Below are 20,973 nucleotides of genomic sequence, written 5' to 3'. Positions count from 1 at the left end.
TTTCTGAAGAGTAATTCGACGACGACTATGCTGGCGTAATGGATGTTCTGAGCTCCCTCGAGCATCGACCTTACCTGCTGCCCGCCGGGCAGTGGAGGATGGCACAGCGTTGGAACGATTTGCTGTTTGCGCATTGGCCGATTGAGGCGGAGGCGATAGCGCGGCTGCTGCCGGCGGGACTTGCGGTAGACAACTTCGACGGATGGGCGTGGGTGGGTGTGGTGCCGTTCTGGATGGATCGGGTGCGGACACGTGCGCTGGGGCAAAGATGCGTCACCGTTCCAGGTACAGGGGAGTTTTGCGAGTTGAATCTCCGGACATATGTGCGTTCGCAGGTTACAGGGTTGCGCGGGGTGTATTTTTTTTCGCTCGATGCAGCGAGTGCGCTTGCTGTTGCGGGTGCGCGGACCCTGTTTCATCTGCCATATTTCTTGGCGAGCATGCGGAGGGATGTATCGACAGATGGAACGATCGAATACAAAAGCAAGAGGCTTATGTCGAGGGACAGCGTTCGGTTTGAAGCGAGCTATCGCGGACTTGGCGAGGTTGCGGGGCCTGGTGTCGACGGCACGCTGGAGCATTTTTTGACAGAGCGATACTGCCTGTTTACTCCGCACGGAGGCAGAGTCCTGGTGGGACATATTCATCATCTTCCGTGGCCGCTGGAGCGAGCCGAAGCGGAGATTCGCGTGAATGAGCTGCCGGCTGCACATGGAATCGCGCTGCCGGAACACGCGCCGGTGCTGCACTTCGCGCGGGAGCTGAATGTGTATATCTGGTCCCTGCGGGAAGACCTCTAGCCAGGCTCGCGGAGTCATCAGCGACGGTTCGTATAATAAGTGAGTTTGGTTCGAGGAGGTTCATGAGCATTAACGCAGGTCGTATTGCATTGGTTACCGGGGCGTCTCAGGGAATTGGTCGCGCATGTGCGCTGGAGCTGGCGCGAGCCGGAGCGACAGTGGCGCTGGCAGCGAGAAATCTCGACAAGCTGGCGGGGGTTGCCGCGGAGATTTCGGCTGCGGGCGGTAAGGCACACGCATTTGCGCTGGATGTCGCGAACGAAGAGTCGATCAAGGAGTGTGCCAAAGCGGTGATCGCGCACTTCGGCGCAGTGAATATCCTGGTGAACAACGCCGGGATCACGCGGGACATTCTGGCGCTGCGGATGAAGCGAAAAGATTGGGACGACGTTCTGACGACGAACCTGACGGGCGCATTTCTGATGACGCAGGCGGTGATGTCGCAGATGGTGAAGGGCCGGTGGGGACGGATCATCAATGTGACCTCGGTGGTGGGACAGACAGGGCAGGCTGGACAGGCAAACTATGCGGCTTCGAAGGCGGGGCTGATCGGTTTGACCAAGTCGCTGGCCCGGGAGCTGGCGAGCCGGACGATTACGGTAAATGCGGTGGCGCCAGGATTTATCGAGACGGCGATGACAGAGGTGTTGACCGAAGATCAAAAGGCGATGAATGCGCAGTTCATTCCGCTGGGTCGAGTGGGGACCGATGTCGAGGTCGCGCATGCGGTTGCGTTTCTCGCATCGGAGGAGGCAGGCTACATCACCGGCCACACACTGGACGTGAACGGCGGCATGTATATGGGGTAACTGTATCTCGGTTACCAGTTGGAGGAACTTTAAATTTTCAGCCTGGTGCGTGACTTGCTGTAAAGTCTTTCTAGCACGCGATTTATGGTTTGGGTTTCGTAGGTGAGGTCTATCTTTTGCGCCCGTTCAGAGCTATTTTGGGATTACTTCTTGTAGAACACAGGGGGTAGAAATTGAAAAACGGCTCCCAGAAACATTGCAACAATAGTTGAGCTGGGAAGATCCGGATTGATGGCTTTGGCGTATGCTTTTCAGCCGCCATGTAACTCATCTGCCAAAAGTTCTTTATTTTCTTTCGCCCCATGACCGGCCATAGAGCTGGCGAGATGCATCACACTCAACAGCACAGCGAAAAAGCACCCGCATCATTTTCACCGATCTTCGGTTCACTATGCTTTCGACCAGTCATGAAGTGAAGGACTTACTGGGGAACGATCTGAACACGGCGCACTTTTTCGTTCTGCGCGGACGAGCCGCGATTCTGCGGATTCAGCCGGTGCTGGTGCGTCTGAGTTCTCTCTGCGAACAGACCGGGGCAATGGACTATCTGGAATACTTCCTAACCGGACCTGACAACCTGAAGAAGATCCCCTATCTCGTGCTGGTAGGGAAGCGCTCGAATTTAAACGTGGCCGAACTGCGGGCCGAAGATTTGAAGGGCGCGGTCCTGGTCTATGAGTACAAGGTGCTGGGGATGCCGTCGCGCGTCTTCACTACGAGCGACTTCAATGGCAGCAGAGCTGTGATTGCACTGCCTGCCGAACGGACGAAGATCTCGGCAAGTGTGGGTCGCTACCTGATGGCGCACGGCGCGCAGGTTGTGATGCTCAGCTATGCAGGCGAAGGCAATGAGAAATGGTCAGAGTGCTTCGACGGCTCGGTTGCGGGAGATAAGAAGCGTCTGTGGACGACACAGACACGCGAAGTTGGAGCAACCATTGTGCTGGAGAAGACGCCCGATGAGACCCTGGCAGCGATGGGCAAACACACGCGGCGCAATCTAAGGTACTACCGCCGAAAGGCCGAAGCAGAGTTGGGATGCAAGTTCGAGGGCGATGTGAAGAGTGTGTTGAACAAAGCACAGCTGATCGAATTGAACGCGGCCTCGACACATCCTGTCTCGGAGGTCGTTCTCGAAAGGCGATACCGCACGATGAAGGAGCTGGACGGGCTGTTTTGCGTGGGAGTGAAGACGCCGGACGGTCAATGGATGGGTCTGCTCGGCGGCAGGAGACATCATGGCGTGTCGGAGATCGATTGGCAGATGAATCGCGGAGGTCTCGAGAAGTACTCTGTGGGAACGGTGATTCGTGCCTACCTCATCGAACATGAGATTGAGATTGGAACGGGCAGACTGTTCTTCGAAGGCGGAACACCACACTCGATGCGGAATGCATTCATCTCCGAGAAAGCGGTCGATATTGTGGTGGCGCAACGTTCGCTATTTGTCTCGTTGCTGCGCCGGTTGGCCCACTGGTCACCGCCAAGAAATAACTTTCTGCTGCAGACGCTTGTCGATCCTGCACTACGGTGGGAGTTGCATTGAGTTTCTGCGAAGACATGAAAAATGGGCGGGGCTTCGTTCCTGACGCAGACAAGATAGCGCAATGACGAGACTCAACGCGGCATGGTCAAAGCTGCGATGGTCGCTGGCTCAGCGTGGGCTGCGCGGAACGATGCGTACCGCACTCGGACGGCTGCCTCGACAGGACACGACCCCGGGTGAGGAGAAGCCGCTGTTGCATCCGTTCGACCAGCGGTATGGGGTCGACACGAGTGGGCTGATCGGTGGCGGCGACCTGCGCTCCGGACATAAAAACGATGTGTTCAACACCGCGTACTACGGGATGGCTCCGTCGCGGTTTCGGCGGGTGATGGAGGACTGGGTCGCGGACTCGGGCCATGCAGCGATCTCTCAGTACAATTTTGTCGATCTGGGTTGCGGGAAGGGGCGGGCGGTCATGATGGCCTCGGAGTTTCAGTTTCGGCAGGCGATCGGCGTGGAACTGAACCCATCGCTCGCCAAAACCGCCGAGGCGAATCTTACAGTGTGGACCGACGCAGCTCGAGCGGTGTGTCCGGTGCAGATTCTTTGCCAGGATGCGACGGAGTTTTCGTTTCCCGAGGGACCTTGCCTGCTCTATCTCTTCAACCCGTTTGCGGCGCCGGTGGTGAAGCGGTTGATCGAGCGGCTCGCGAGCGAATTTGCAGACCGGCCGGGTCTGCTGGACGTGATCTACTTCAACCCGGAGGCGGGCGAGATGTTCGATGCCCATGCAGGGTTCAAGCTTCTGTGGACCGGGACGGTCGAGATGTCGGAGGAAGATGCGGCGGTCGACCACGTTGCCTCGCCGGAGGATCTGTGCAGTGTCTACCGGTGGGGTGGAGTATGACCCGGGGTTACTTCGGAGTTAGTAATTGATCCGGTAATGATGGGCTCGGTTCCAAACGGGCACAGGGTTAAAGTAAGGCTTCAGGGTTTGCCGGTAACTCCCTCTGCATGAACCTGGGATGGTTCAGGATTCACACCGTCCCTCAAGATAGTCATTGACCAAGTCGTTGCGGGTGTTTACTTTGTGGCTAATGGCTGACATGCAAACTATCCCTGTAGATGTGGCGAACGAGTCGATTGAGGCTCTTTCGATTTCGATGAATATCGGTACGACAATTCGCGGATACCGCCTGCAAAAGGGCATGTCGCAGGGCGACATCGAGAAGCGAACCGGACTTCTGCGCTGTTACCTTTCGCGGGTGGAGAACGGTCACACGGTGCCCTCGCTCGAGACGCTGCAGAAGATTGCACGGGCCCTTGACCTGCAGCTCTCGGAGTTCTTCGCCGAGGAGACGATGGCCAAGGAGATGTCGGGGCTGAACCTGGGCGAAGAGGAGATTCGATTCCTGACGCAGGTGCAGAGGTACTCGGCCCACCTGTCGGAGAGCGACCGAAGGCTGCTATTAGCCATGGTGCGGAAGTTCGCCCAGACTACGCTCAGCTAGACGGATTCCCTTCCCTACAATTTGCCGCGAAATACAACCCTCTTCCCTGACGAAGACCGGAGGATCGACTGGTGCCGGATAGCGAACTGCTGGATACGCTCAGGAACATTACTGCCGAAGACTCAAACCGCGCGATCAAAGCGAAACGAATCGTGGATGCGATTCGGAAGGAAGGGTCCTGGCGGTGGGTGGGGATCTACGATGTGGACTTTCAGCGCGGGCTGGTGGTGAATATTGCGTGGAGTGGATACTCCGCCCCCTCTTCTCCGGCATTTCCGATTACGCAGGGTCTCACTTCAAGGGCGATCGCTGGAAGCAGAACCATCAACGTGGGGAATGTGGCCGATGACTCAGGCTACATGACTACGTTCGACAGCACCCGTGCGGAGATTATCGTTCCGATTCTTGGCCATGGCGACCGCGTGATCGGCACGCTGGATGTGGAGAGCGAACATCTGAACGCATTTGATGTTGAAGCGCAGGCGCTGCTGGAAGAGAGTGCGCGTGTGCTGCAAGAGTTTTGGGCCAAGGGCAAATGAAGACCGGGCTGCTCTAGGGAGCTATACTCCTGACTGGCGAAAGCGGCCGTCTTGCTGGGCGTCGAGCACGCGTGCTGCATGAGCAAAAATCTTCGATTCCTTGCGAACTCAACTCTGTCGCTGAACGTATGCACTGTATTCCGAGAATGAGAGGATGCAGACGTTACGTTCTATGCTTTCCAAAAGGTAGCGCTGAGACCCTTTTTGATCCAGTCTTCAGTAGATTCGGTGCCCCGACTCATCCTCAGGCAGACATCGGATAGTTGCAGCGAAACTCAGATCGACGCTGTGTTGTTTTAGATTGACATCGGAAATTTTGAGTGTAGGTTAGTCGTTACCTCCAATTTTTTAAAGTTTGTAAAATCATCGCGTTACGCGGGCTTTGGGCTCAATTGGTTTCGTTGAACCGAAAACTTCTCGTTATCTGCGAGGAGCAGAACGGCGTATTTCAAATTCGTTCAGTCCTTAGCTGAATTTCATTGCTTGAGTAGTGCATTGCTCTATAAGCTGCAATCTTCCTCCACACGCAAGAACCACCTTTAGCCGAAGTTATCGAAAGGGGTTGTAATGAAACGCATAATCAGGAACGGCCAGTGTCCGAACTTTATAGAAGGTTTGACGAATATGATTTCGCTCAAAACCTCATTTTTTGTTGTTGCCTTTGCTCTCGCGTTTGCCATCTGTCCTGCCTTACACGCCCAGGCCACCGGTAGTTTCTCGGGGAATGTCCGCGATAAATCCGGATCGGCCATCGCGGAGGCTACAATCACGGTGACCGCCCAGGCCACCGGCCTGACTCGCGAAGCCAAGACAGACAGCGCCGGCCACTATCTGGTTCCTTTGCTCCCTGTCGGGCTTTTCACCGTGCGCGTCGACTTCACCGGCTTTCAAAGCACAGAAGCCAAAGATCTCAATCTCCAGGTCGACGAAGCCCGCGAACTTGATTTTTCTATCGTTCCTGCAACCGTAGTCTCTACCGTGACGGTCTCCGGTGACGCCGTAACGACCGAGACCACGAACCCTTCGCTCGGCCAGGTCATTACCGCGCAGCAGGTGTCGCAGCTTCCCTTGAACGGTCGCGACTTCGTGCAACTCGCCACGCTCACCGCAGGCGCTACAGCGGAGACCAACTCCGGCAGCTTTTTCACCTCTGGCACCGACAGCGAGGTGGCTGCGCGCGGTTCCTTCTCTCTGTCGGTCGGCGGTTCCCGGCCCAACAGCACCGATTGGCTCCTCGACGGAGTCGATAATAACGAGCTGACGGCGGGCGGAGTTGGCGTCCTTTCTTCCATCGACGATATCGCGGAATTCAAGGTGCTTACCTACAGCTACTCGGCGGAATACGGCACCCGCGCCGGCCCAACCGTGCTGGTCACGACTAAATCGGGCACGAATAACTTCCACGGATCTCTCTTTGAGTTCGTCCGCAATACCGACTTCGACGCCAAGGGCCCCTTTGCCACTACAACCCCGAAGTTCAATTTGAATCAATTTGGCGGCACTTTCGGTGGGCCCATCATCCACAACAAAACGTTTTTCTTCGTGGATGGCGAGCAGAAATATCAGCGCCAAGGAATCACCTTCACCGGTTTCATTCCTTCACTCGCGATGCGCAAGGGCGACTTCTCGGCCGACCCCTTCGGTCAACCTGTCTCAGGTTTAGCCATTGCCAACCCTAATATGGCCGGCTCATCCTCCAACCCGGCCATCTACCCAAACGTCTACTTCCAATGCGACGGCAACGGCAATCCTATACCCGCGAACCCCGACGGAAGCCAGTCACAGGGAACCCCCTGCAACAAGATCCCTACAAACCTGATCAACAGCGCTGGCCAGGGACTGCTCAATATCTATCCCGCGCCCAACGCTAACGGCAACGGCTTCAACTACGTCAACGAGCCCGTCCGCATCCTGAACGAAACCAAATTCGATGTTCGAGTAGACCATTCGCTCACGACCAAGGACAACCTGTTTGGCCGCTTCAGCTACGACCAGGCATTCTCTTTTGCGCCCGGCGGTGCTCCCGGCCTTGCCGAACTCAACGCCTTCGGCAGCAATGAAAACCTGATCAACCACGCACGCAATGCCGCCGTCGGCTGGAGCCACGTGTTTGCAGCCAACACACTCAACCAGGCCACCTTCGGGTACGACCGCATCTTCAACTACATTGACTCACAGGGTAACTTCACCTGCGGATCGGCCCTCCTGGGCATTCCCAATGCCAATACAGGCTGCTCGCCGGACGGTACCCCACTCGCCGGAGGTTCCTTCAGTCAAGGTGTGGTTTCTATCGAGCCCACCAGCGGATACTGGTCACTCGGCGACCGTGGCTACTCCCCCTTTCAGGGTGGAACCAATATCTACTCCTTCAAAGACGATCTCGACCTAATCCGCGGCAAACACGATATACACGTCGGCGTTGATCTCCGTGCCAACCAGATGAATGTGGGCACAGAGGCCTTTGGATCCGGCTTTCTGCTCCCTGGTGTCACCGGAAACTTCACTGGGGGAGGTGAAGCCGCCGGCAATCCCATGGCAGATCTGCTGATGGGAATTAGCGGAGGCGCCATCCACGACCAGACAACCAATGGCTCAATCACCGGCCGCCGCTGGAAGATCATAAGGCCCTTCGTCGAGGACGACTGGCGACTCACCCCGTCGCTGACCGTCAACCTAGGCCTGGCGTGGGGCATTACAAGTCCGATCACCGAGGTTCATGACCGGATGGCGAACTATATCCCCTCGACCCGAGCGCTTCTCATCGCCGGGCAGGACGGAGTGAACCGAGCGGCGGGCATCGATAGGTTCGGGGGTGCGTACGAACCACGCGTGGGCTTCGCCTGGAAGGTTGCTGGAAGCGACAGGACCGTGCTCCGCGCCGGTTTCGGCATCTACCACGACTCTGTCTGGAGTCAGGGTGCACAGGGCCTGTGGCAAAATCCTCCCAACCTGGGCGAGACGGATCAGTTCGCCGGCGCTGGCTGCGCCTTTGCGACTTCATTCTGCGCCCTCAACGGCGGAACACCTTCGGAACCCTTTTTCCTCTCCACCGGTTTTCCGATTCCGCCCACGCCGGGGACTGTGGAGAATTTCCAAGGCACGTTCTACTACCAGCCACCCAACTTCCAGCCCGGCAGGGTCCATCAATATAATGTCAACGTAGAACGGCAGCTACCCGGCGATGTTCTTCTCACGGCTGGCTATGCCGGCGCGGTCGCTGGCCACATCTTGGTTAGCGGCAACGCCATCAACGTCAACAGCCCCTCTGCTTGCGGAGTCGACCCTACCTATACGATCGGCTGTCTCCCCGGCGGCGCACCTTACATCTTTCCCTTCCCCACCGAGAACTTCAACTCCATCATTCTCTTTGGCGATGTGGGAAAGACCCACTACAACTCGCTGCAGATCAAAGCCGAGACCAAGGCGCCCAAGCACGGTCTCTACGCGCTAATCGCGTACACCTACTCACGCACCTACGACAACGGTCTAAGTGACGGCCTGGGCTCGTTGTTGAGCGCGGTGTATTTCCCACTGCCCAACTGGCAAAATCTCGACTGGAGCCTGTCGCAGATCAACCTGAATCACAGCTTCACGGCAAGCATCATCTATGACCTGCCGTTCGGCAAGGGCAAGGCATTCGGAAGCTCTTGGGGGCCTGTGACCGACAGTCTTCTCGGTAACTGGCAGGTCACGCTGATTGAAAGGATCTCGTCAGGCTTCCCGGTTCCTCTGATCGACAGCAACAACCAATCCGGTAATACCTTCAATGAAGGCGGCAACAGCTTCAATCTCAACCGGCCCGACCAGGTTGCCGGCTGCGATACGCACGCAGCAAGCCACCACCTGTACCAGTGGATCAACCGTGCTTGCTTTACCCCCGCTCAGGCCCAACAACTTGACCCTAACACCGGCGCGTTGATCACCCCCGGCAAGCTCGGCAATGCCAGTCGTCTTCCCGTCGCGGGACCCGATTTCGTCAACTCCGACTTCTCACTCATCAAGCAATTCCGCTTGCCACGTGAGATGGGCTTGAACTTCCGCGCTGAGTTCTTCAACCTGTTCAATCACCCGCAATACGCATCGCCAATCGCCGACATCAACTTCAATTCACCGGCCGCGGGCACAGTGTCCCCGTTCTTCGGTTCGGTGAACTCAATCGTCAACAATCCCCGCTTGATACAACTTGCCCTCAAGCTATCGTTCTGAGGTTGCGTTCATCGGCGCCGTCGGATCTCTGGCAGGTCAGCGGGATACAGCGAGTCAGCAAGTCGGCGAGAAGTTCGCCAGCTTGCTGACTCGCTCGCTCGTTAACCAGCCTACCTAAGCTTGGTGATGAAGTACGCGAAGAGGAACAGCAGAAACGCGGCGGCGGCGAAGCTGATCTTCTGCCGCGCGAGGTAGCGTGCGCGACCGGAAGTCATGCGTGGCACCAGCGGTACACCCAAGGCCAATCCGCTGAGAAAGCCGCCGATATGAGCGTGATTATCGATGCGCACAATGCTGGTAAAGTTGGCGCCGATGCCGATGATCAGATTCAGCACTGCGAACTGGATGACGGAGCGGCGAAGGCGGTTCAGTTCGAACGCTGGGATCGGAAGCTTCTTGTTCGAAAGCAGAATGATGAGGATTCCGGCGATGCCAAAAACCGCGCCCGAGGCCCCTGCGCCCACCGAGCTGTAATCGCGAAAGACCACATTGGAGAACAGGCCCAGCAGATTACCAGCGACGCCAGTGAGGACGTAGACAGCGATCAGCCCGAAAGGACCCAGCAGCGGTTCGCCCAGCAGTCCGAGGTTCCACAAGCACCACATATTGGTCGCGATGTGGAGCAGGCCAACGTGGACGAAGGTAGCCGTGAGCAGGCGATACCACTGGCCATGCAGAATGAACTCCGTATTTGTGGCGCCGAAGTAGAGCAGTTGACCCGGAGTGGGGCTCGTGAGTGACACGCCCCGGAAGATCATGTAGCAGAAGACCGCGATGTTGATGCCCAGCAAAATGTACGTGCCAGGAGTAGCGAGAAAATTCCAGCCGCGTTCGCGAGAGTTAGGGCGTGACACCTCTCGCTCGTAGTCGGGGATCGGATGATCGGTCGTTGCGCCGGTATGCGGAGGAAGGACTTCGCCTTCAGGAGCGGGGGACATGATTTCTCTACGCTATCAAATGTAGGGAGGTGAGTTGTCGTCAGCAGCGGAAAGCTAACGTCATTCTAAGAAGACGAGCCGGGCTACCGCCGCCAACAACTCAACAATTCACAGCTGTTCTCAGGCGGCGTTCTTGGTGAACCGGTCGCGAAGGTCCGCGGGAATCCGCTCTTGGACAATGCCCCCAATGAAACCGGGAAGCGGCGTCGTGATTGCAACCAGAACCCAGAGGAGCGTTGAAAACACAAGGCCGGCGATGGCGACTGCCTCAAGCGAGACGGCGACAGCATGTGCCTGATTCAGATGGACCCTGACGGTATTGATGTGAGTGACAACCTCAACCCTGTGAATGACGACTGCGGCCAGCAGGAAGGCCACGATGGAGAGGGTGCTGACACTCATCAGAAGGACGTCGATGGTGCGGGCGATGCGCTGGCGGCGGCGGCAATGGCTGCAGTCGGACATATGCTGATCGTAGTCCGTGCGCATGGCGGGGGAGAGACCAGAAATGTCATAGCGCCAACCGGAGAGGATATCCCCCACCACCTGATCGATGCAGCCATGGGTGTGGGTTCTGCGGTTCACTGGAAATGCTAACGCTGTTTTTTTCATCACTTTATAGTCACCATTCTACCCTGTTAGACAACCGGACGGAAAGAAAGGATTCACCGAACAGTAACCGTATAAGCAACTCTGTGCAAACGTTGGTAACACAAGAGTTACAGGCAGATTGGATCAAGTGGAACGGCCTGCCCTGCTAAAAGAATTCGGTTACCGAGCAAGGTGGGCTGATTGCTCAGCGCCTGCTCGGCCGCGAGCCGCGCCAGCTCAGGAGCGTTGTTGGACTCGGAGAGATGGCCGAGAACGATCCATGCCGCGCCACCGTCGTAGTCCTTCTGCAGAAACTCCGCCGTGGCGTTGTTCGACAGGTGGCCGACCCGAGACAGAACGCGTTGCTTGACCGACCACGGATACGGCCCGTCGCGTAGCATCTCGAGGTCGTGGTTGGACTCGAGTAACAGAACATCGATACGCTTCAGCGCGGATTTGACGTTGGGTGGCATGTAGCCGAGGTCCGTTGCCAGCGCCATGCGGATGCCTTCGGACTCGAAGACGAAGCCACAGGGATCCGCCGCGTCGTGCGGAATGGTGAAGGGCGTGATGTCGATATCGCCAATGGAGAACCGTGTGCCAGAGTGGAAGTACTCGACAGCAGGCAGGTGAGTGGGATCGCTCCTCGATGCGGTCTTTTGTGCGGCGGCAGATTCAAGTTCAGGGCCGCAGAGCTCTTCGTCGTCCGGATCGATGGGAAGCTCGAGAGAAGCGTTTGGGTCGTCTGAGCGGCTGAGCGCGGCGGCCTCGGCGGAGATGCTAGCGATCGCCTCGGCCTGCGCGGCTAACTGTGCGGCAACGCCAGCGGTCGAGGTGCTTGCGACTATCGTGGCGGCGCGGGCTTCCTTTTCGCGCTGTACATGATCGAGCCACTTGGCGTAGGTCATCGTACTGCGAGGGGTGAGCATACGCACCCAGGCGCGGTGGGTCGGCTCGGTAAAGAAGACGGGAATCTTGAGACGGCGAGCAAGCACAGCCAGGCCCGCTACGTGGTCCTGATGCTCATGCGTGATGAGGATGGCATCGAGCGCGGAAGGGTCTTCTCCGGCGATGGCCATGCGCTTCAGCAGCTCGCGGCATGAGAGACCAGCATCAACCAGGACGCGCGTCCGGCAGCTGGCGATGACGGTGCTATTGCCTTTGGAGCCGGAGGCGAGCACTGTCATACGCATCATTCGCTAAGAATACGCCGATTGGTTGTGAGTATTCGGGCAAGGTAACCAGATTGGTTCGCCCGGCTACAGCGTCACGACTCCAGTCGATGAACCGCAGCGATATCGGCGAGTAGCGTCGAATGGCCGACGCTTCCTATCGGGACAAAATTGCCGTCGGGACCCGGTTCGACCTTCAGGTAAAAGACGTCGGGGGTCTCTTCGCCGTCGAAGACGAAGAGAACTTGAGCAAGGAACCGCTCGCCCTCGACGGTCTCCAGCGTAACAACCAGGTCGATGCTGGATTTGAGAAGAGCGAGATCTTCAGTCGTCATTGGAGTTGGTTCCTGCTAGGCAGTCGGTCTAACGGGAGCGAGAAAATTGACCGTAGAACGCAGGACCACCTGATCGCGCTGGTTAAAGGCGAGTGTGCGGGTGCGGACTACACCGTACTCCTTGCGGGAGTTTGATTGGCGGACACCGACAACCTCGATCTCGGTGCGGAGCGAATCGCCGGGGCGAACAGGCTCAGTCCAGCGCATCTCTTCGACGCCCGCGCCGATCATGCCACCAGCAACCGTGATCGACTGAACGCGAAGACGCATAACGATGGCGGCGGTCAGCCAGCCCGATGCAGCGAGGCCTTTGAAGAAGGAGTTTTCGCCGGCAGCCTCGTCCAGATGGAAGGGCTGCGGATCGTACTTGTTGCCGAACTCTTTGATCTCTTCGGCGGTCACCTTGGCCTGGCCAAGCGAATGGAACTTCTGGCCTACGTAAAAGTCTTCGTAATAAAACTCCTGCGGCATGTCCTCTCCCTCTTCTATTTGTATCGTTTCAGTGTATCCCCGGAACTGCCGTGTCAGCCTGCGGGCTTGCTCGGAGAGCGTTCCCCGCTGCCTGACGTACTTTTTCGCTTTCGCTCAGATTCGCCTCGAGAGCGAGCAGTGTATGGTGCTCCCTTTCCATAGCGTGTTCGCCAAACTTTGGCGAAACCTGAATAATCTTCAGCTTTAATTCATCGCTCTTTGTCTTCGACAGAAGTTCGGCCACAGCGTCCAGCACCTGATCCGAGAGGGGCATATTCTGAAGACTGAAGATCGCCCTCGTCTTCAAATCATCGGACACACTCGGACTCCTGAAGAAATCTGCGAGCACGGCATCGGCATCTGGATTTGGCCCACTTGTCGCCACCCGGGCTAGCCCAATCGCCAGCGAAGAATAAGCAGTTCCATCTGCGATCTTACGAGCCGCTAAATCTTTGAATTGGGCGATGGCAGACATCGGCGTCCGATGGTCGATCAGGGTGCTGCACATAAGCTGAATGCCCTGATCATTGCTCTTGTCGAGGCAAGAGAGCACGGTGGACGCCAGGAGTTGTCGATCCGCCTCTGTATTGCCGATCCGACGAACAAGGCCACCAAGCACCACTACAGCATGCCCTCTCACTTCCATATTGGCGTCTACAAGATCAGCTTCGAGAAGACGGCAGATAGCGTGCAAGTCGAGGTTCGCATCTCTCTCGGCCCGAGCCTGCGATGCGCGGAAAGCTTGAGAATCGAATGTTCCGGCCCGGATCTGTGAGGGCATGTTTTTAAGATCCGTCAGAAACGAAGAAGACTCGGGGGCCTGCGTCTGAGCGACACAGCTAACAGAGATCAACACAATTGCTAAAAGCGTCGTGTGTCTCATGGAAACCTCGAAATTGAGCCCATGCCAATGTCCTACGTTGTGGGGTACGTGTAAAAGCCTCTACCTGATTTTCGCCCCAACCAGCCTGCGTCTACCATGCGGACCAGAAGCGGGCAGGGGTTGTACTTCGGACTGCCAAGTCCATCCGCGAGGACACGCATGATGTCAGCGCAGACATCGAGACCGATGAAGTCGGCAAGTGTCAGCGGCCCCATGGGATGCGCCATGCCAAGCACGAAGACCTGATCGACAGCTTCGGCCGTGGCCACACCCTCCATCACGGAGTAGATCGCCTCATTGATCAGCGGCATCAACACTCGGTTTGAGATAAATCCGGCGGCGTCGTTCACCTCGACCGGAGTCTTGCCGAGCCGCTTGGAAAGCGCCTGAACAGCGTCGAAGGTCGCCTGCGACGTTGCGAGGCCACGAATGACCTCGACAAGCTGCATCACCGGCACCGGGTTGAAGAAGTGCATGCCGATGACGTTTTCAGGACGCTTCGTCACCGCGGCAAGCTTCGTGATCGAGATGGAACTGGTATTGGTCGCAAGGATGGCATCGGCCGGAAGGATGCGGTCGAGATCGCGGAAGATCTCCGACTTGATGGCAAACTTCTCCGTCGCCGCCTCGATGGCAAGGCTGCAACTGCCAAGCGCTTCGCGGTCGAGCGTGGGAGTGATACGTGCCCTCGCCTCGTCGAATTGCTGCTGCGTGAGCTTGTTCTTCGCCACTTCGCGAGCAAGATTTTTTTCAATCGTGGCAAGCCCGCGATCAAGAAACGGCTGCTGCAGATCGTAGAGGATGACGTTGAAGCCGGAGCGGGCACAGACGTGCGCGATACCGTTGCCCATGGTGCCGGCGCCGAGAATTGCAATGGTTTTCAAGTCGGACATAAAGGAGTTTCAGACGACTTCGCAGTGTAGCAGTTTGCGAGGGGTCTGCGAACTATGGGTCGTATCGATCAGGCGGAGGAAGATCAGGGGACGACGGCGACCAGCAGCACAGTGATGTTGTCATGGCCGCCGTTGCGATTTGCGGCCGTGATGAGCTCTTCACACGCCGTGGTGAGCGCGGCTTTGGTCTGCGGTTTAGGGATGGCGGCCAGAATCTCCGCGATCTCTTCATCGCTGATCTCATGGGTCAGTCCGTCCGAGGCGAGCATATACACGTCGTTCGGTTGGGGTCGATGACACTGAATCTCGGCCTCCACCGTGGGCTGCGAACCGATCGCGCGCGTGATGAGGTTGCGCATCGGCGATCTCGCCGCCTGGGCCATGGTGATCTGCCCGGCGCGAAGCTGTTCCTCGACCAGCGAATGATCGATGGTGAGCTGCTCGAGCTTGCCGCGCCTTTGCCGGTAGCAACGGCTATCGCCAACATGACCCAGCCAGAGCGTCGGAGGATCGGTGATGCGGGAGTTGATGTGATTGGTCGCCGAGCGACGAGCACCCGAAGTCTTGCCATTTTCCCCGTTGACTACAGGGGTGTGCAGCAGGGAGACAAGAGTCGTCCCCATGCCGTTGTACTGTCGCGACTGGCGGGACTGCCGGTAAACGGCGTGATTTGCTGCCTGAATGGCCGCGTTGAGACGGGCCTGCGGCTTCTGCGCCTCTTCCCCGCTGCCGACCGGTGGCCGGAGATTGGCCAAAAACGTATCTGCAGCCAGAGTGCTCGCGACCTCTCCCGCTGCAGCTCCGCCCATGCCGTCGCAGACAACGAACGCGCCAATCTCAGGCGCCGCAGCACAGGTATCTTCGTTTCCATGGCGGACGCGGCCCTGGTGGGTCAGCATAGCGTAGATGAGGTGATTGGGAGACATAGTCAAAACCTGGCCGATGCAGCCAGGCCGTCGAAAAGAACGATACACGTCGCAACCGAAGAGACCAAGGGTACGTTAGTGTTAGGAGCGGAGACGATGGTATGAACCGGATCGTGCAGGGAGACAATCTCAACATTTTGCAGGCGATGGCCGCCGAATCCGTAGATCTGATCTACGTCGATCCCCCTTTCAACACAGGCAAACGGCAGGCCCGCAAACAGATAAAGACCATTCGCGACGAGGCGGGCGACCGCGTAGGGTTCGGCGGTTTCCGCTACCGCACCGAAATACTGGAGCAGCAAAACGGCGGCCAGGGCTACCGCGACAGCTTCGACGACTTCCTCGGCTTCCTGCGACCGCGCCTGGTCGAAGCCCACCGCATCCTCTCCGCCACCGGCTCGCTCTTCTTTCACATCGACTACCGCGAGGTCCACTACTGCAAGGTCATGCTCGACGAGATCTTCGGACGCGAGTGCTTTCAGAACGAGATCATCTGGGCCTACGACTACGGCGCTCGCGCCACCAAACGCTGGCCTGCAAAGCACGACAACATCCTCTGGTACTCCAAGGACCCGAAACAATACACCTTCAACCTGAACGAGAGCGACCGAATCCCCTACATGGCTCCCGGGCTGGTAGGCGCGAAGAAAGCAGCGCGAGGCAAGACCCCAACCGACGTCTGGTGGCATACGATCGTCTCGCCCACCGGCAAAGAAAAGACCGGATACGCCACACAGAAACCGTTGGGAATTCTTGAACGGATCGTGCGCGTCCACTCAAATCCCAACGACACCGTACTCGATTTCTTCGCCGGCAGCGGCACGACCGGCGCAGCCGCAGCGAAACATGGCCGCAGCTTCGTCATGATCGACGAGAGCGCCACCGCCGTGGCCGTCATGGAAAAACGACTCGTAGCCTTCAGCCCGCGGAGAGAGGACTCGCCACCCCCCGCGGTCAGGAAACCTAAGCGGCGCGCGCCTGCTTCTCAGCGAAGTCGCCAATAACGGGCAGCTTGTACCACTCGCCCTTGCTGGCCTTCAGGATGATGAACAGCCACACCAGGAAAAGGCCCAAGCCGATGACAAGATGAATCAGCGAAAATAGCAGGATAATTCCGGGAATGAAGTGCATCATCATCTCCCCGATGGTGATAATCACCTGCAACACAGCCGCTGCGACGAAGAGCCCAATCGACTGCCACGAGTGAAATTTAACAAGCGGCATCTTGTTGAAGGGTTCCAGCACCAGGAAGATGATCGCAGGAATGATCGTGAGGTAGGCGATAGCCGCGGCCGCATTCTCCGAGAGCCCGGAGCTGATCGCAGCCGGCGGAGCCGCAGTGTACGCAGGGGGAACCGTGGAGTAGGCCGGCGGAACATTCGTGTAGCTCGGTGGAGGAGGCACGCTCGAACCTGCAGAAGCGTCGCCGGCAGCAGCCAGGGGCGCACCGCAGCTACTGCAAAATGCACTTTGGGATACTTCGTTGTGGCAGACAGGACACTGCATGGCATCACTCCTGAGAGATGGAATAGCATCTGGGCGCAGAACACAGCTCAGCTCGAGACAGCTCTGGAAGTTTGACCTCGTCTGAAGTGCTACCCAGCATACCGCCGAACCGGCCAGGCGCAACCCACTTTTTTCAAATCTCTGTGCGATTTGATACGGTCACAGTCGCCGATTACAGGTGTTCGTGCTTTTGCTCTGTCGCCAGGCAGTCCTCGATTGCCTTCTGCCACTCCGGCCCGTTTCCTGCGTCACGCTTCCCCATAGCAAGCACGTCTTCATTCGCGGCTGCGTCCAGAGCAGTCCGAACATAGGTCACCTCGACCTTCGTCGTCGACGGAGTGAGAGTGGCGAGGCGCACGTCGACCGTAGAGACAAGCGTATCGGGGATAAACGACACGTACTGCATCCGACCGCCTGCTAGATCGAAGACCGTGTTCACCCACACGCTCTTGTGCGGCCCGTGCTGCACCGTGAAGACGGCTCCCTCGATGTCCTGTGCCGGTTGGGGATGCAGAAACTCGGGATTCCAGTGAGGGCCCGCCCAGCACCGCTCTCCCTCCGGCCCGAAGAGTCCTGCTGCACGGCCGAGCGGGGCCGCGACGACGAACTGGAAGCTGTTGCGGACATGCGCGGGTGCCTCTGCCTGCGCCACTGCAGCGAGTTGTCCTCCACCCACTGCGCCTGTTGCTAGTGCGAAACAAAGTAACTTTGTTGCGTTCATCTTCGCTCCTTCAATCGATGGCTGTCCGACGCACGCAGCGTCAGGCCATAGATGCCTTTCAGCTTTTCGATCTCCTTCAGAGTCTGCGGCGAGAACGGAGCCTTGCCTTCAAACGCGTGAAGCACAATGCCCTCGAGCAGATCGCCAAGACTCATGTCCTTCAACTCAGCGACGGCCTTCAGTACTTTCAACAGCCGTTTCTCCATGCGGACGCCTGTCTGCATCCGCTCAATCTCGACCAGGTTTTTCGTCTCTGCCATGTGTACCAATGTACCACGGTAACAACATAAATGAAGGAACGCACCCTCATTGTTTCCAGCAAGTGCAGTTGATCTCTAGGTATTTTGTGGTGCGACCGACTGGAACCCCGAGGGCTCGTAGTGCGTGGTGAGCTTGTTGTTTGCGACCGTGACCACCGTAAACCCTTCGGGTGTGCCAAGACGTGTGCCGTGCCACCAATTACCGCAGACAGCTCCGCTGGTGATGTACTGGACGCCCTTCCACCCCACGGTTTCGTTGACATGAGTGTGGCCTTGCAGAACGCCAAGGACGTTGTGTCCGGCGAAGAGATCGAGCACCTGGTTGGCGTTAGCCACACTCAGGCTGTGGTGGGCTGGAGCTACTGTCGTCTCCGGGATATATGCGCCAAAGGCCGTGACCAGGGGAATGTGAACCGAGACGATGACCGGTGTCCCCGAAGGCAGCGCGGCGAGGTCAGTGGCGAGCCACTGAAGCTGAGCCGCGTCGATCCGACCTTCGTAGGCGCGGTCCGGCGTAATGCCGATCGAGTCCAGCACGATGAAGTGGTGGCCCTTGTGATCGAAGGAGTAGTACAGCTTGCCAAAGCGCTGCTCGAAGAGCTTCTTGCCGTAGAGAGGGTCGTCCTGCGCAATGCCGCTCGCGGGGTAGATGCCGAGAACGTCGTGATTGCCGACCGTGTGATACACCTTCACCCCGAGATCCTGCTCGGTCTTGTCGTAAAGATCGAAGAGCGTCAGAGCACGCTGCTTCGGCACGCCAAGAGCGTCGAAGACATGGTCCCCGCCATTGATGGCGAAGTCCGCTTTGACCGCACGGGCCTTCTTGAAGGCCATATCTGTGCCGACCACACCATTGAGCTCCGGCTGGAGATGAGCATCGGTAACGAAGAGAAAGGTGAACGCCTCCCGCGCCTGCGCGGATGGTGCGGCCGCGGCGAGGAGAGACGGCGTGACAGATGCGGAGACGCCGGTGGCTCCGAGAAGTGTGAGAAAACGTCGACGGCTAAGTGATGTCATCACAAACTCATGATAGTCCGACAATCACTCGATTGAATGAAGGCAGAATGACGAAGAATTCTGGCGCGCCGAGCCTCGTCAGATGAAGTCAACGGGTGGGGAAGGGAGCGAAAGCAGTCACAAAAAAAGCCACCCGGAGGTGGCTTTCTCTGCTGCCTGTGATCAGATAGCCATGCGACGTCGAATAATCCCTACGCCTCCCAACAGACCTGTACCCAAGAGAGCCAGGCTGCCGGGTTCTGGTACAGGTGCTGGGGTGGCCAGTTCTAGAGAACCGGTCGTCATGAAAATCAGATTCCCCTTGGCTGGGATGAATGCACCTGCGTCATTCCCTTGAGGAACGATGCACGGATCCGTAGTGGAACAAACCAATCCTTGAGGCCCTGAGAGGTTGAAATCGAAATTATCTCCACTCGCAGCTTGTGATTGGAGATCATAGATAAGCGGAGTAGCAGCCTCAGAAAACGAAACTGTGTTGAATAGTTCCTCGAACGATCCCAGGGTGTAGGTCACGTCGAAACCGGTATAAACTCCGGTGGTTGTGTCGAAGGTGACGGTGCCGGTTGCAGCACCACCGTTAGCAAAGGTCACGTCGTTTAGGGTGTAGGTCGAGAAGGTATCCGCCATCAGAGGCAATGGCAGAACCAGCAAGGCAGAGAGTAGCAAGGAACGAAGGCGCATCAGTTTCTCCTCAGAGCGTAGTAGGGGAGGTGGGCCAGCGTAGCCGCTCCCCTACCGAAACGCAAGATGAAAGAGTTTGCATCTTATTGAATTAACATAGAATTTACCCTACCTGTGGCGACGTAAAATCAAAGCTATGAAGTATCTGATTGCCCTGCTAGCGGTCGCTGGAATTGTGGTCTCGACGATGGCGCTTCATGTCCACTACATGGACCCTTCTCTTGCGCCACCCTGTGCGGTCACCGAACAGTTCGACTGCGGTGCTGTTAACCACAGCCGGTTCGCGGTCTTCCCTCCCCGCACCTTCGACGAAGATCCTAAGGCGGGGTCACATATTCCCGTAGCAATGCTTGGCATCGTTGGGTATGCGGCGATTGGCGTGCTCGCTCTGACGGGCCGCTGGTGGCTGGTCTTCGAGTTCGCCCAGGTCGGGTTTCTTTTCGCGGCATTTCTCAGCTATATCGAGGCGTACGTCCTCCAGAAGTGGTGTATCTACTGCCTATGGTCGCAGGGGATCGTGACAGCCATTCTGCTGGTTACGATTATTGCGCTCGTGATGAGATGGCGGCAGGGTCGCGCCAGCTTGCAGGCATAGAAGCCTGAAAATAAAAGATTCGGTATAAATCGGCAACAGGTGCGTCTGGTCTAGGATTAGGCATCGGTTTGGCTGCCGTCACCACCGATCTAAGACAAGACCCCGGAGAAGCGTATGTGGCCAAAGGTGTTCGTGCAGTTAGTCGAATTGCTCCCCCACATAACACGGCTGGTGCCGCTGGCCGATAGATTCTTCACTTCCAAGGTTGCCTCTGAGAAGGCGAACGAGGCGGCTATGGTGGCGATGGCCGAAGGCGTCCGCGGCGACCTGGGGCAAGTCACCAAGGCGCACCTGGGCCTCTATCGCCAGTTGCAGGACCAGAGCGCACAGATCACCGCAGTAGGCGAAGAGGTGAAACGGGCGCGGCTTTCGATGGAGCAACACGAACACAGGATGGCAACGCTGGAAAAGGGCGTGGCATCGTTTGGCCTGTGGCTGAAGGCAGGAGTCTCGCTCCTGCTCGTACTAGCGGTGGTGGTGATTGTTCTGCTGGTTCAGTTGCTGCACCGGTAGGCTCGTCCGGGAGTCTTGCGGCACTGAAAATAAAGTTCAAAAACGTGGCGTATTTTTCAGCCCGGAAAAAGTGACGGCTAAAACACCACACTAGCCACGCATTTCACCACAACTTGACCA

The 20,973-nt window shown here is 57.5% G+C and carries 23 protein-coding genes; 10 read left to right on the top strand and 13 right to left on the bottom strand.

Annotated elements, in window-relative coordinates; genetic code table 11:
• The first annotated feature begins 38 nt into the window (after window positions 1-38).
• From RBB77_RS08005 to RBB77_RS07975, 7 genes are all read left to right on the top strand, one after another.
• Window positions 39-800 carry a YqjF family protein gene (locus RBB77_RS08005; RefSeq protein WP_353066263.1) on the top strand — a complete coding sequence of 254 codons (762 nt, stop codon included), beginning with the start codon at window positions 39-41 and terminating at the stop codon, window positions 798-800.
• Between the two features lie 62 nt (window positions 801-862).
• Complete coding sequence (gene fabG / locus RBB77_RS08000) at window positions 863-1,609, top strand: 3-oxoacyl-[acyl-carrier-protein] reductase (RefSeq protein WP_353066261.1); 747 nt, start codon at window positions 863-865, stop codon at window positions 1,607-1,609.
• 391 nt (window positions 1,610-2,000) lie between these two features.
• On the top strand, window positions 2,001-3,155 hold the full coding sequence (locus tag RBB77_RS07995; RefSeq protein ID WP_353066259.1) for a hypothetical protein: 1,155 nt from the start codon (window positions 2,001-2,003) through the stop codon (window positions 3,153-3,155).
• 61 nt (window positions 3,156-3,216) lie between these two features.
• Entirely contained in the window at window positions 3,217-4,002 is a 786-nt protein-coding gene (locus RBB77_RS07990) for a class I SAM-dependent methyltransferase (RefSeq protein ID WP_353066258.1), read from the top strand.
• A 256-nt stretch (window positions 4,003-4,258) separates the two neighbouring features.
• The gene (locus RBB77_RS07985) at window positions 4,259-4,606 is read left to right on the top strand and encodes a helix-turn-helix domain-containing protein (RefSeq protein ID WP_353067593.1); all 348 of its coding nucleotides are present in this window, start codon (window positions 4,259-4,261) and stop codon (window positions 4,604-4,606) included.
• Window positions 4,607-4,677: 71 nt separating this feature from the next.
• Entirely contained in the window at window positions 4,678-5,145 is a 468-nt protein-coding gene (locus RBB77_RS07980) for a GAF domain-containing protein (RefSeq protein WP_353066256.1), read from the top strand.
• Window positions 5,146-5,769: 624 nt separating this feature from the next.
• The gene (locus RBB77_RS07975; RefSeq protein WP_353066254.1) at window positions 5,770-9,351 is read left to right on the top strand and encodes a TonB-dependent receptor; all 3,582 of its coding nucleotides are present in this window, start codon (window positions 5,770-5,772) and stop codon (window positions 9,349-9,351) included.
• A gap of 110 nt (window positions 9,352-9,461) precedes the next feature.
• Here RBB77_RS07975 and RBB77_RS07970 read toward each other — a convergent pair whose 3' ends face one another.
• The 8 genes from RBB77_RS07970 to RBB77_RS07935 all read right to left on the bottom strand — a co-directional run bounded on the left by RBB77_RS07970 (window position 9,462) and on the right by RBB77_RS07935 (window position 15,560).
• Window positions 9,462-10,289: a rhomboid family intramembrane serine protease gene (locus RBB77_RS07970; protein ID WP_353066252.1), complete on the bottom strand. Its 828-nt coding sequence runs from the start codon at window positions 10,287-10,289 to the stop codon at window positions 9,462-9,464.
• Window positions 10,290-10,409: 120 nt separating this feature from the next.
• A complete protein-coding gene (locus RBB77_RS07965) occupies window positions 10,410-10,901 on the bottom strand; it encodes a hypothetical protein (RefSeq protein ID WP_353066250.1) in 492 nt (163 codons plus the stop codon).
• 107 nt (window positions 10,902-11,008) lie between these two features.
• The gene (locus RBB77_RS07960; RefSeq protein WP_353066248.1) at window positions 11,009-12,076 is read right to left on the bottom strand and encodes an MBL fold metallo-hydrolase; all 1,068 of its coding nucleotides are present in this window, start codon (window positions 12,074-12,076) and stop codon (window positions 11,009-11,011) included.
• Window positions 12,077-12,147: 71 nt separating this feature from the next.
• Entirely contained in the window at window positions 12,148-12,387 is a 240-nt protein-coding gene (locus RBB77_RS07955; protein ID WP_353066246.1) for a hypothetical protein, read from the bottom strand.
• Between the two features lie 15 nt (window positions 12,388-12,402).
• Window positions 12,403-12,858, bottom strand: coding sequence for a MaoC family dehydratase (locus RBB77_RS07950; protein WP_353066244.1), 456 nt, complete (start codon window positions 12,856-12,858; stop codon window positions 12,403-12,405).
• A gap of 28 nt (window positions 12,859-12,886) precedes the next feature.
• A complete protein-coding gene (locus RBB77_RS07945; protein ID WP_353066242.1) occupies window positions 12,887-13,639 on the bottom strand; it encodes a hypothetical protein in 753 nt (250 codons plus the stop codon).
• A 134-nt stretch (window positions 13,640-13,773) separates the two neighbouring features.
• Window positions 13,774-14,634 carry a 3-hydroxybutyryl-CoA dehydrogenase gene (locus RBB77_RS07940; RefSeq protein ID WP_353066240.1) on the bottom strand — a complete coding sequence of 287 codons (861 nt, stop codon included), beginning with the start codon at window positions 14,632-14,634 and terminating at the stop codon, window positions 13,774-13,776.
• 83 nt (window positions 14,635-14,717) lie between these two features.
• Entirely contained in the window at window positions 14,718-15,560 is an 843-nt protein-coding gene (locus tag RBB77_RS07935; protein WP_353066238.1) for a PP2C family protein-serine/threonine phosphatase, read from the bottom strand.
• 101 nt (window positions 15,561-15,661) lie between these two features.
• Here RBB77_RS07935 and RBB77_RS07930 point away from each other — a divergent pair, with 101 nt between their 5' ends.
• On the top strand, window positions 15,662-16,564 hold the full coding sequence (locus RBB77_RS07930; protein ID WP_353066236.1) for a DNA-methyltransferase: 903 nt from the start codon (window positions 15,662-15,664) through the stop codon (window positions 16,562-16,564).
• On the opposite strand, the gene RBB77_RS07925 is transcribed toward RBB77_RS07930, so the two are convergent.
• From RBB77_RS07925 to RBB77_RS07905, 5 genes are all read right to left on the bottom strand, one after another.
• Window positions 16,524-17,066 carry a hypothetical protein gene (locus tag RBB77_RS07925; RefSeq protein WP_353066234.1) on the bottom strand — a complete coding sequence of 181 codons (543 nt, stop codon included), beginning with the start codon at window positions 17,064-17,066 and terminating at the stop codon, window positions 16,524-16,526. The genes RBB77_RS07930 and RBB77_RS07925 overlap by 41 nt on opposite strands.
• A 172-nt stretch (window positions 17,067-17,238) precedes the next feature.
• Window positions 17,239-17,787, bottom strand: coding sequence for a hypothetical protein (locus tag RBB77_RS07920; RefSeq protein ID WP_353066232.1), 549 nt, complete (start codon window positions 17,785-17,787; stop codon window positions 17,239-17,241).
• Window positions 17,784-18,047: a hypothetical protein gene (locus RBB77_RS07915; RefSeq protein ID WP_353066230.1), complete on the bottom strand. Its 264-nt coding sequence runs from the start codon at window positions 18,045-18,047 to the stop codon at window positions 17,784-17,786. Before RBB77_RS07915 ends, RBB77_RS07920 begins: the two co-directional genes overlap by 4 nt.
• A 75-nt stretch (window positions 18,048-18,122) precedes the next feature.
• On the bottom strand, window positions 18,123-19,064 hold the full coding sequence (locus RBB77_RS07910; RefSeq protein WP_353066228.1) for a metallophosphoesterase family protein: 942 nt from the start codon (window positions 19,062-19,064) through the stop codon (window positions 18,123-18,125).
• A gap of 162 nt (window positions 19,065-19,226) precedes the next feature.
• A complete protein-coding gene (locus RBB77_RS07905) occupies window positions 19,227-19,745 on the bottom strand; it encodes a PEP-CTERM sorting domain-containing protein (RefSeq protein WP_353066226.1) in 519 nt (172 codons plus the stop codon).
• Window positions 19,746-19,881: 136 nt separating this feature from the next.
• Here RBB77_RS07905 and RBB77_RS07900 point away from each other — a divergent pair, with 136 nt between their 5' ends.
• A complete protein-coding gene (locus tag RBB77_RS07900; protein WP_353066224.1) occupies window positions 19,882-20,340 on the top strand; it encodes a vitamin K epoxide reductase family protein in 459 nt (152 codons plus the stop codon).
• 114 nt (window positions 20,341-20,454) lie between these two features.
• Window positions 20,455-20,853: a hypothetical protein gene (locus RBB77_RS07895; protein ID WP_353066222.1), complete on the top strand. Its 399-nt coding sequence runs from the start codon at window positions 20,455-20,457 to the stop codon at window positions 20,851-20,853.
• Window positions 20,854-20,973 lie beyond the last annotated feature (120 nt).

The organism is Tunturibacter psychrotolerans (assembly GCF_040359615.1).
Lineage (GTDB): Bacteria > Acidobacteriota > Terriglobia > Terriglobales > Acidobacteriaceae > Edaphobacter > Edaphobacter psychrotolerans.
Note: the sequence above shows the minus strand (reverse complement) of the source record. Positions and strands in the feature narration are given on the sequence as shown.

What these genes read in the sequence shown, in the direction of transcription:
- RBB77_RS07920 (WP_353066232.1), bottom strand. Translation starts at nt 17,787, where the DNA reads ATGAACGCAACAAAGTTACTTTGTTTCGCACTAGCAACAGGCGCAGTG.
- RBB77_RS07970 (WP_353066252.1), bottom strand. Translation starts at nt 10,289, where the DNA reads ATGTCCCCCGCTCCTGAAGGCGAAGTCCTTCCTCCGCATACCGGCGCA.
- RBB77_RS08005 (WP_353066263.1), top strand. Translation starts at nt 39, where the DNA reads ATGGATGTTCTGAGCTCCCTCGAGCATCGACCTTACCTGCTGCCCGCC.
- RBB77_RS07960 (WP_353066248.1), bottom strand. Translation starts at nt 12,076, where the DNA reads ATGATGCGTATGACAGTGCTCGCCTCCGGCTCCAAAGGCAATAGCACC.
- RBB77_RS07955 (WP_353066246.1), bottom strand. Translation starts at nt 12,387, where the DNA reads ATGACGACTGAAGATCTCGCTCTTCTCAAATCCAGCATCGACCTGGTT.
- RBB77_RS07900 (WP_353066224.1), top strand. Translation starts at nt 19,882, where the DNA reads ATGAAGTATCTGATTGCCCTGCTAGCGGTCGCTGGAATTGTGGTCTCG.
- RBB77_RS07975 (WP_353066254.1), top strand. Translation starts at nt 5,770, where the DNA reads ATGATTTCGCTCAAAACCTCATTTTTTGTTGTTGCCTTTGCTCTCGCG.
- RBB77_RS07950 (WP_353066244.1), bottom strand. Translation starts at nt 12,858, where the DNA reads ATGCCGCAGGAGTTTTATTACGAAGACTTTTACGTAGGCCAGAAGTTC.
- RBB77_RS07925 (WP_353066234.1), bottom strand. Translation starts at nt 17,066, where the DNA reads ATGCAGTGTCCTGTCTGCCACAACGAAGTATCCCAAAGTGCATTTTGC.
- RBB77_RS07935 (WP_353066238.1), bottom strand. Translation starts at nt 15,560, where the DNA reads ATGTCTCCCAATCACCTCATCTACGCTATGCTGACCCACCAGGGCCGC.
- RBB77_RS07995 (WP_353066259.1), top strand. Translation starts at nt 2,001, where the DNA reads ATGCTTTCGACCAGTCATGAAGTGAAGGACTTACTGGGGAACGATCTG.
- RBB77_RS07990 (WP_353066258.1), top strand. Translation starts at nt 3,217, where the DNA reads ATGACGAGACTCAACGCGGCATGGTCAAAGCTGCGATGGTCGCTGGCT.
- RBB77_RS07985 (WP_353067593.1), top strand. Translation starts at nt 4,259, where the DNA reads ATGAATATCGGTACGACAATTCGCGGATACCGCCTGCAAAAGGGCATG.
- RBB77_RS07905 (WP_353066226.1), bottom strand. Translation starts at nt 19,745, where the DNA reads ATGCGCCTTCGTTCCTTGCTACTCTCTGCCTTGCTGGTTCTGCCATTG.
- fabG (WP_353066261.1), top strand. Translation starts at nt 863, where the DNA reads ATGAGCATTAACGCAGGTCGTATTGCATTGGTTACCGGGGCGTCTCAG.
- RBB77_RS07915 (WP_353066230.1), bottom strand. Translation starts at nt 18,047, where the DNA reads ATGGCAGAGACGAAAAACCTGGTCGAGATTGAGCGGATGCAGACAGGC.
- RBB77_RS07930 (WP_353066236.1), top strand. Translation starts at nt 15,662, where the DNA reads ATGAACCGGATCGTGCAGGGAGACAATCTCAACATTTTGCAGGCGATG.
- RBB77_RS07940 (WP_353066240.1), bottom strand. Translation starts at nt 14,634, where the DNA reads ATGTCCGACTTGAAAACCATTGCAATTCTCGGCGCCGGCACCATGGGC.
- RBB77_RS07965 (WP_353066250.1), bottom strand. Translation starts at nt 10,901, where the DNA reads ATGAAAAAAACAGCGTTAGCATTTCCAGTGAACCGCAGAACCCACACC.
- RBB77_RS07910 (WP_353066228.1), bottom strand. Translation starts at nt 19,064, where the DNA reads ATGACATCACTTAGCCGTCGACGTTTTCTCACACTTCTCGGAGCCACC.
- RBB77_RS07895 (WP_353066222.1), top strand. Translation starts at nt 20,455, where the DNA reads ATGTGGCCAAAGGTGTTCGTGCAGTTAGTCGAATTGCTCCCCCACATA.
- RBB77_RS07945 (WP_353066242.1), bottom strand. Translation starts at nt 13,639, where the DNA reads ATGCCCTCACAGATCCGGGCCGGAACATTCGATTCTCAAGCTTTCCGC.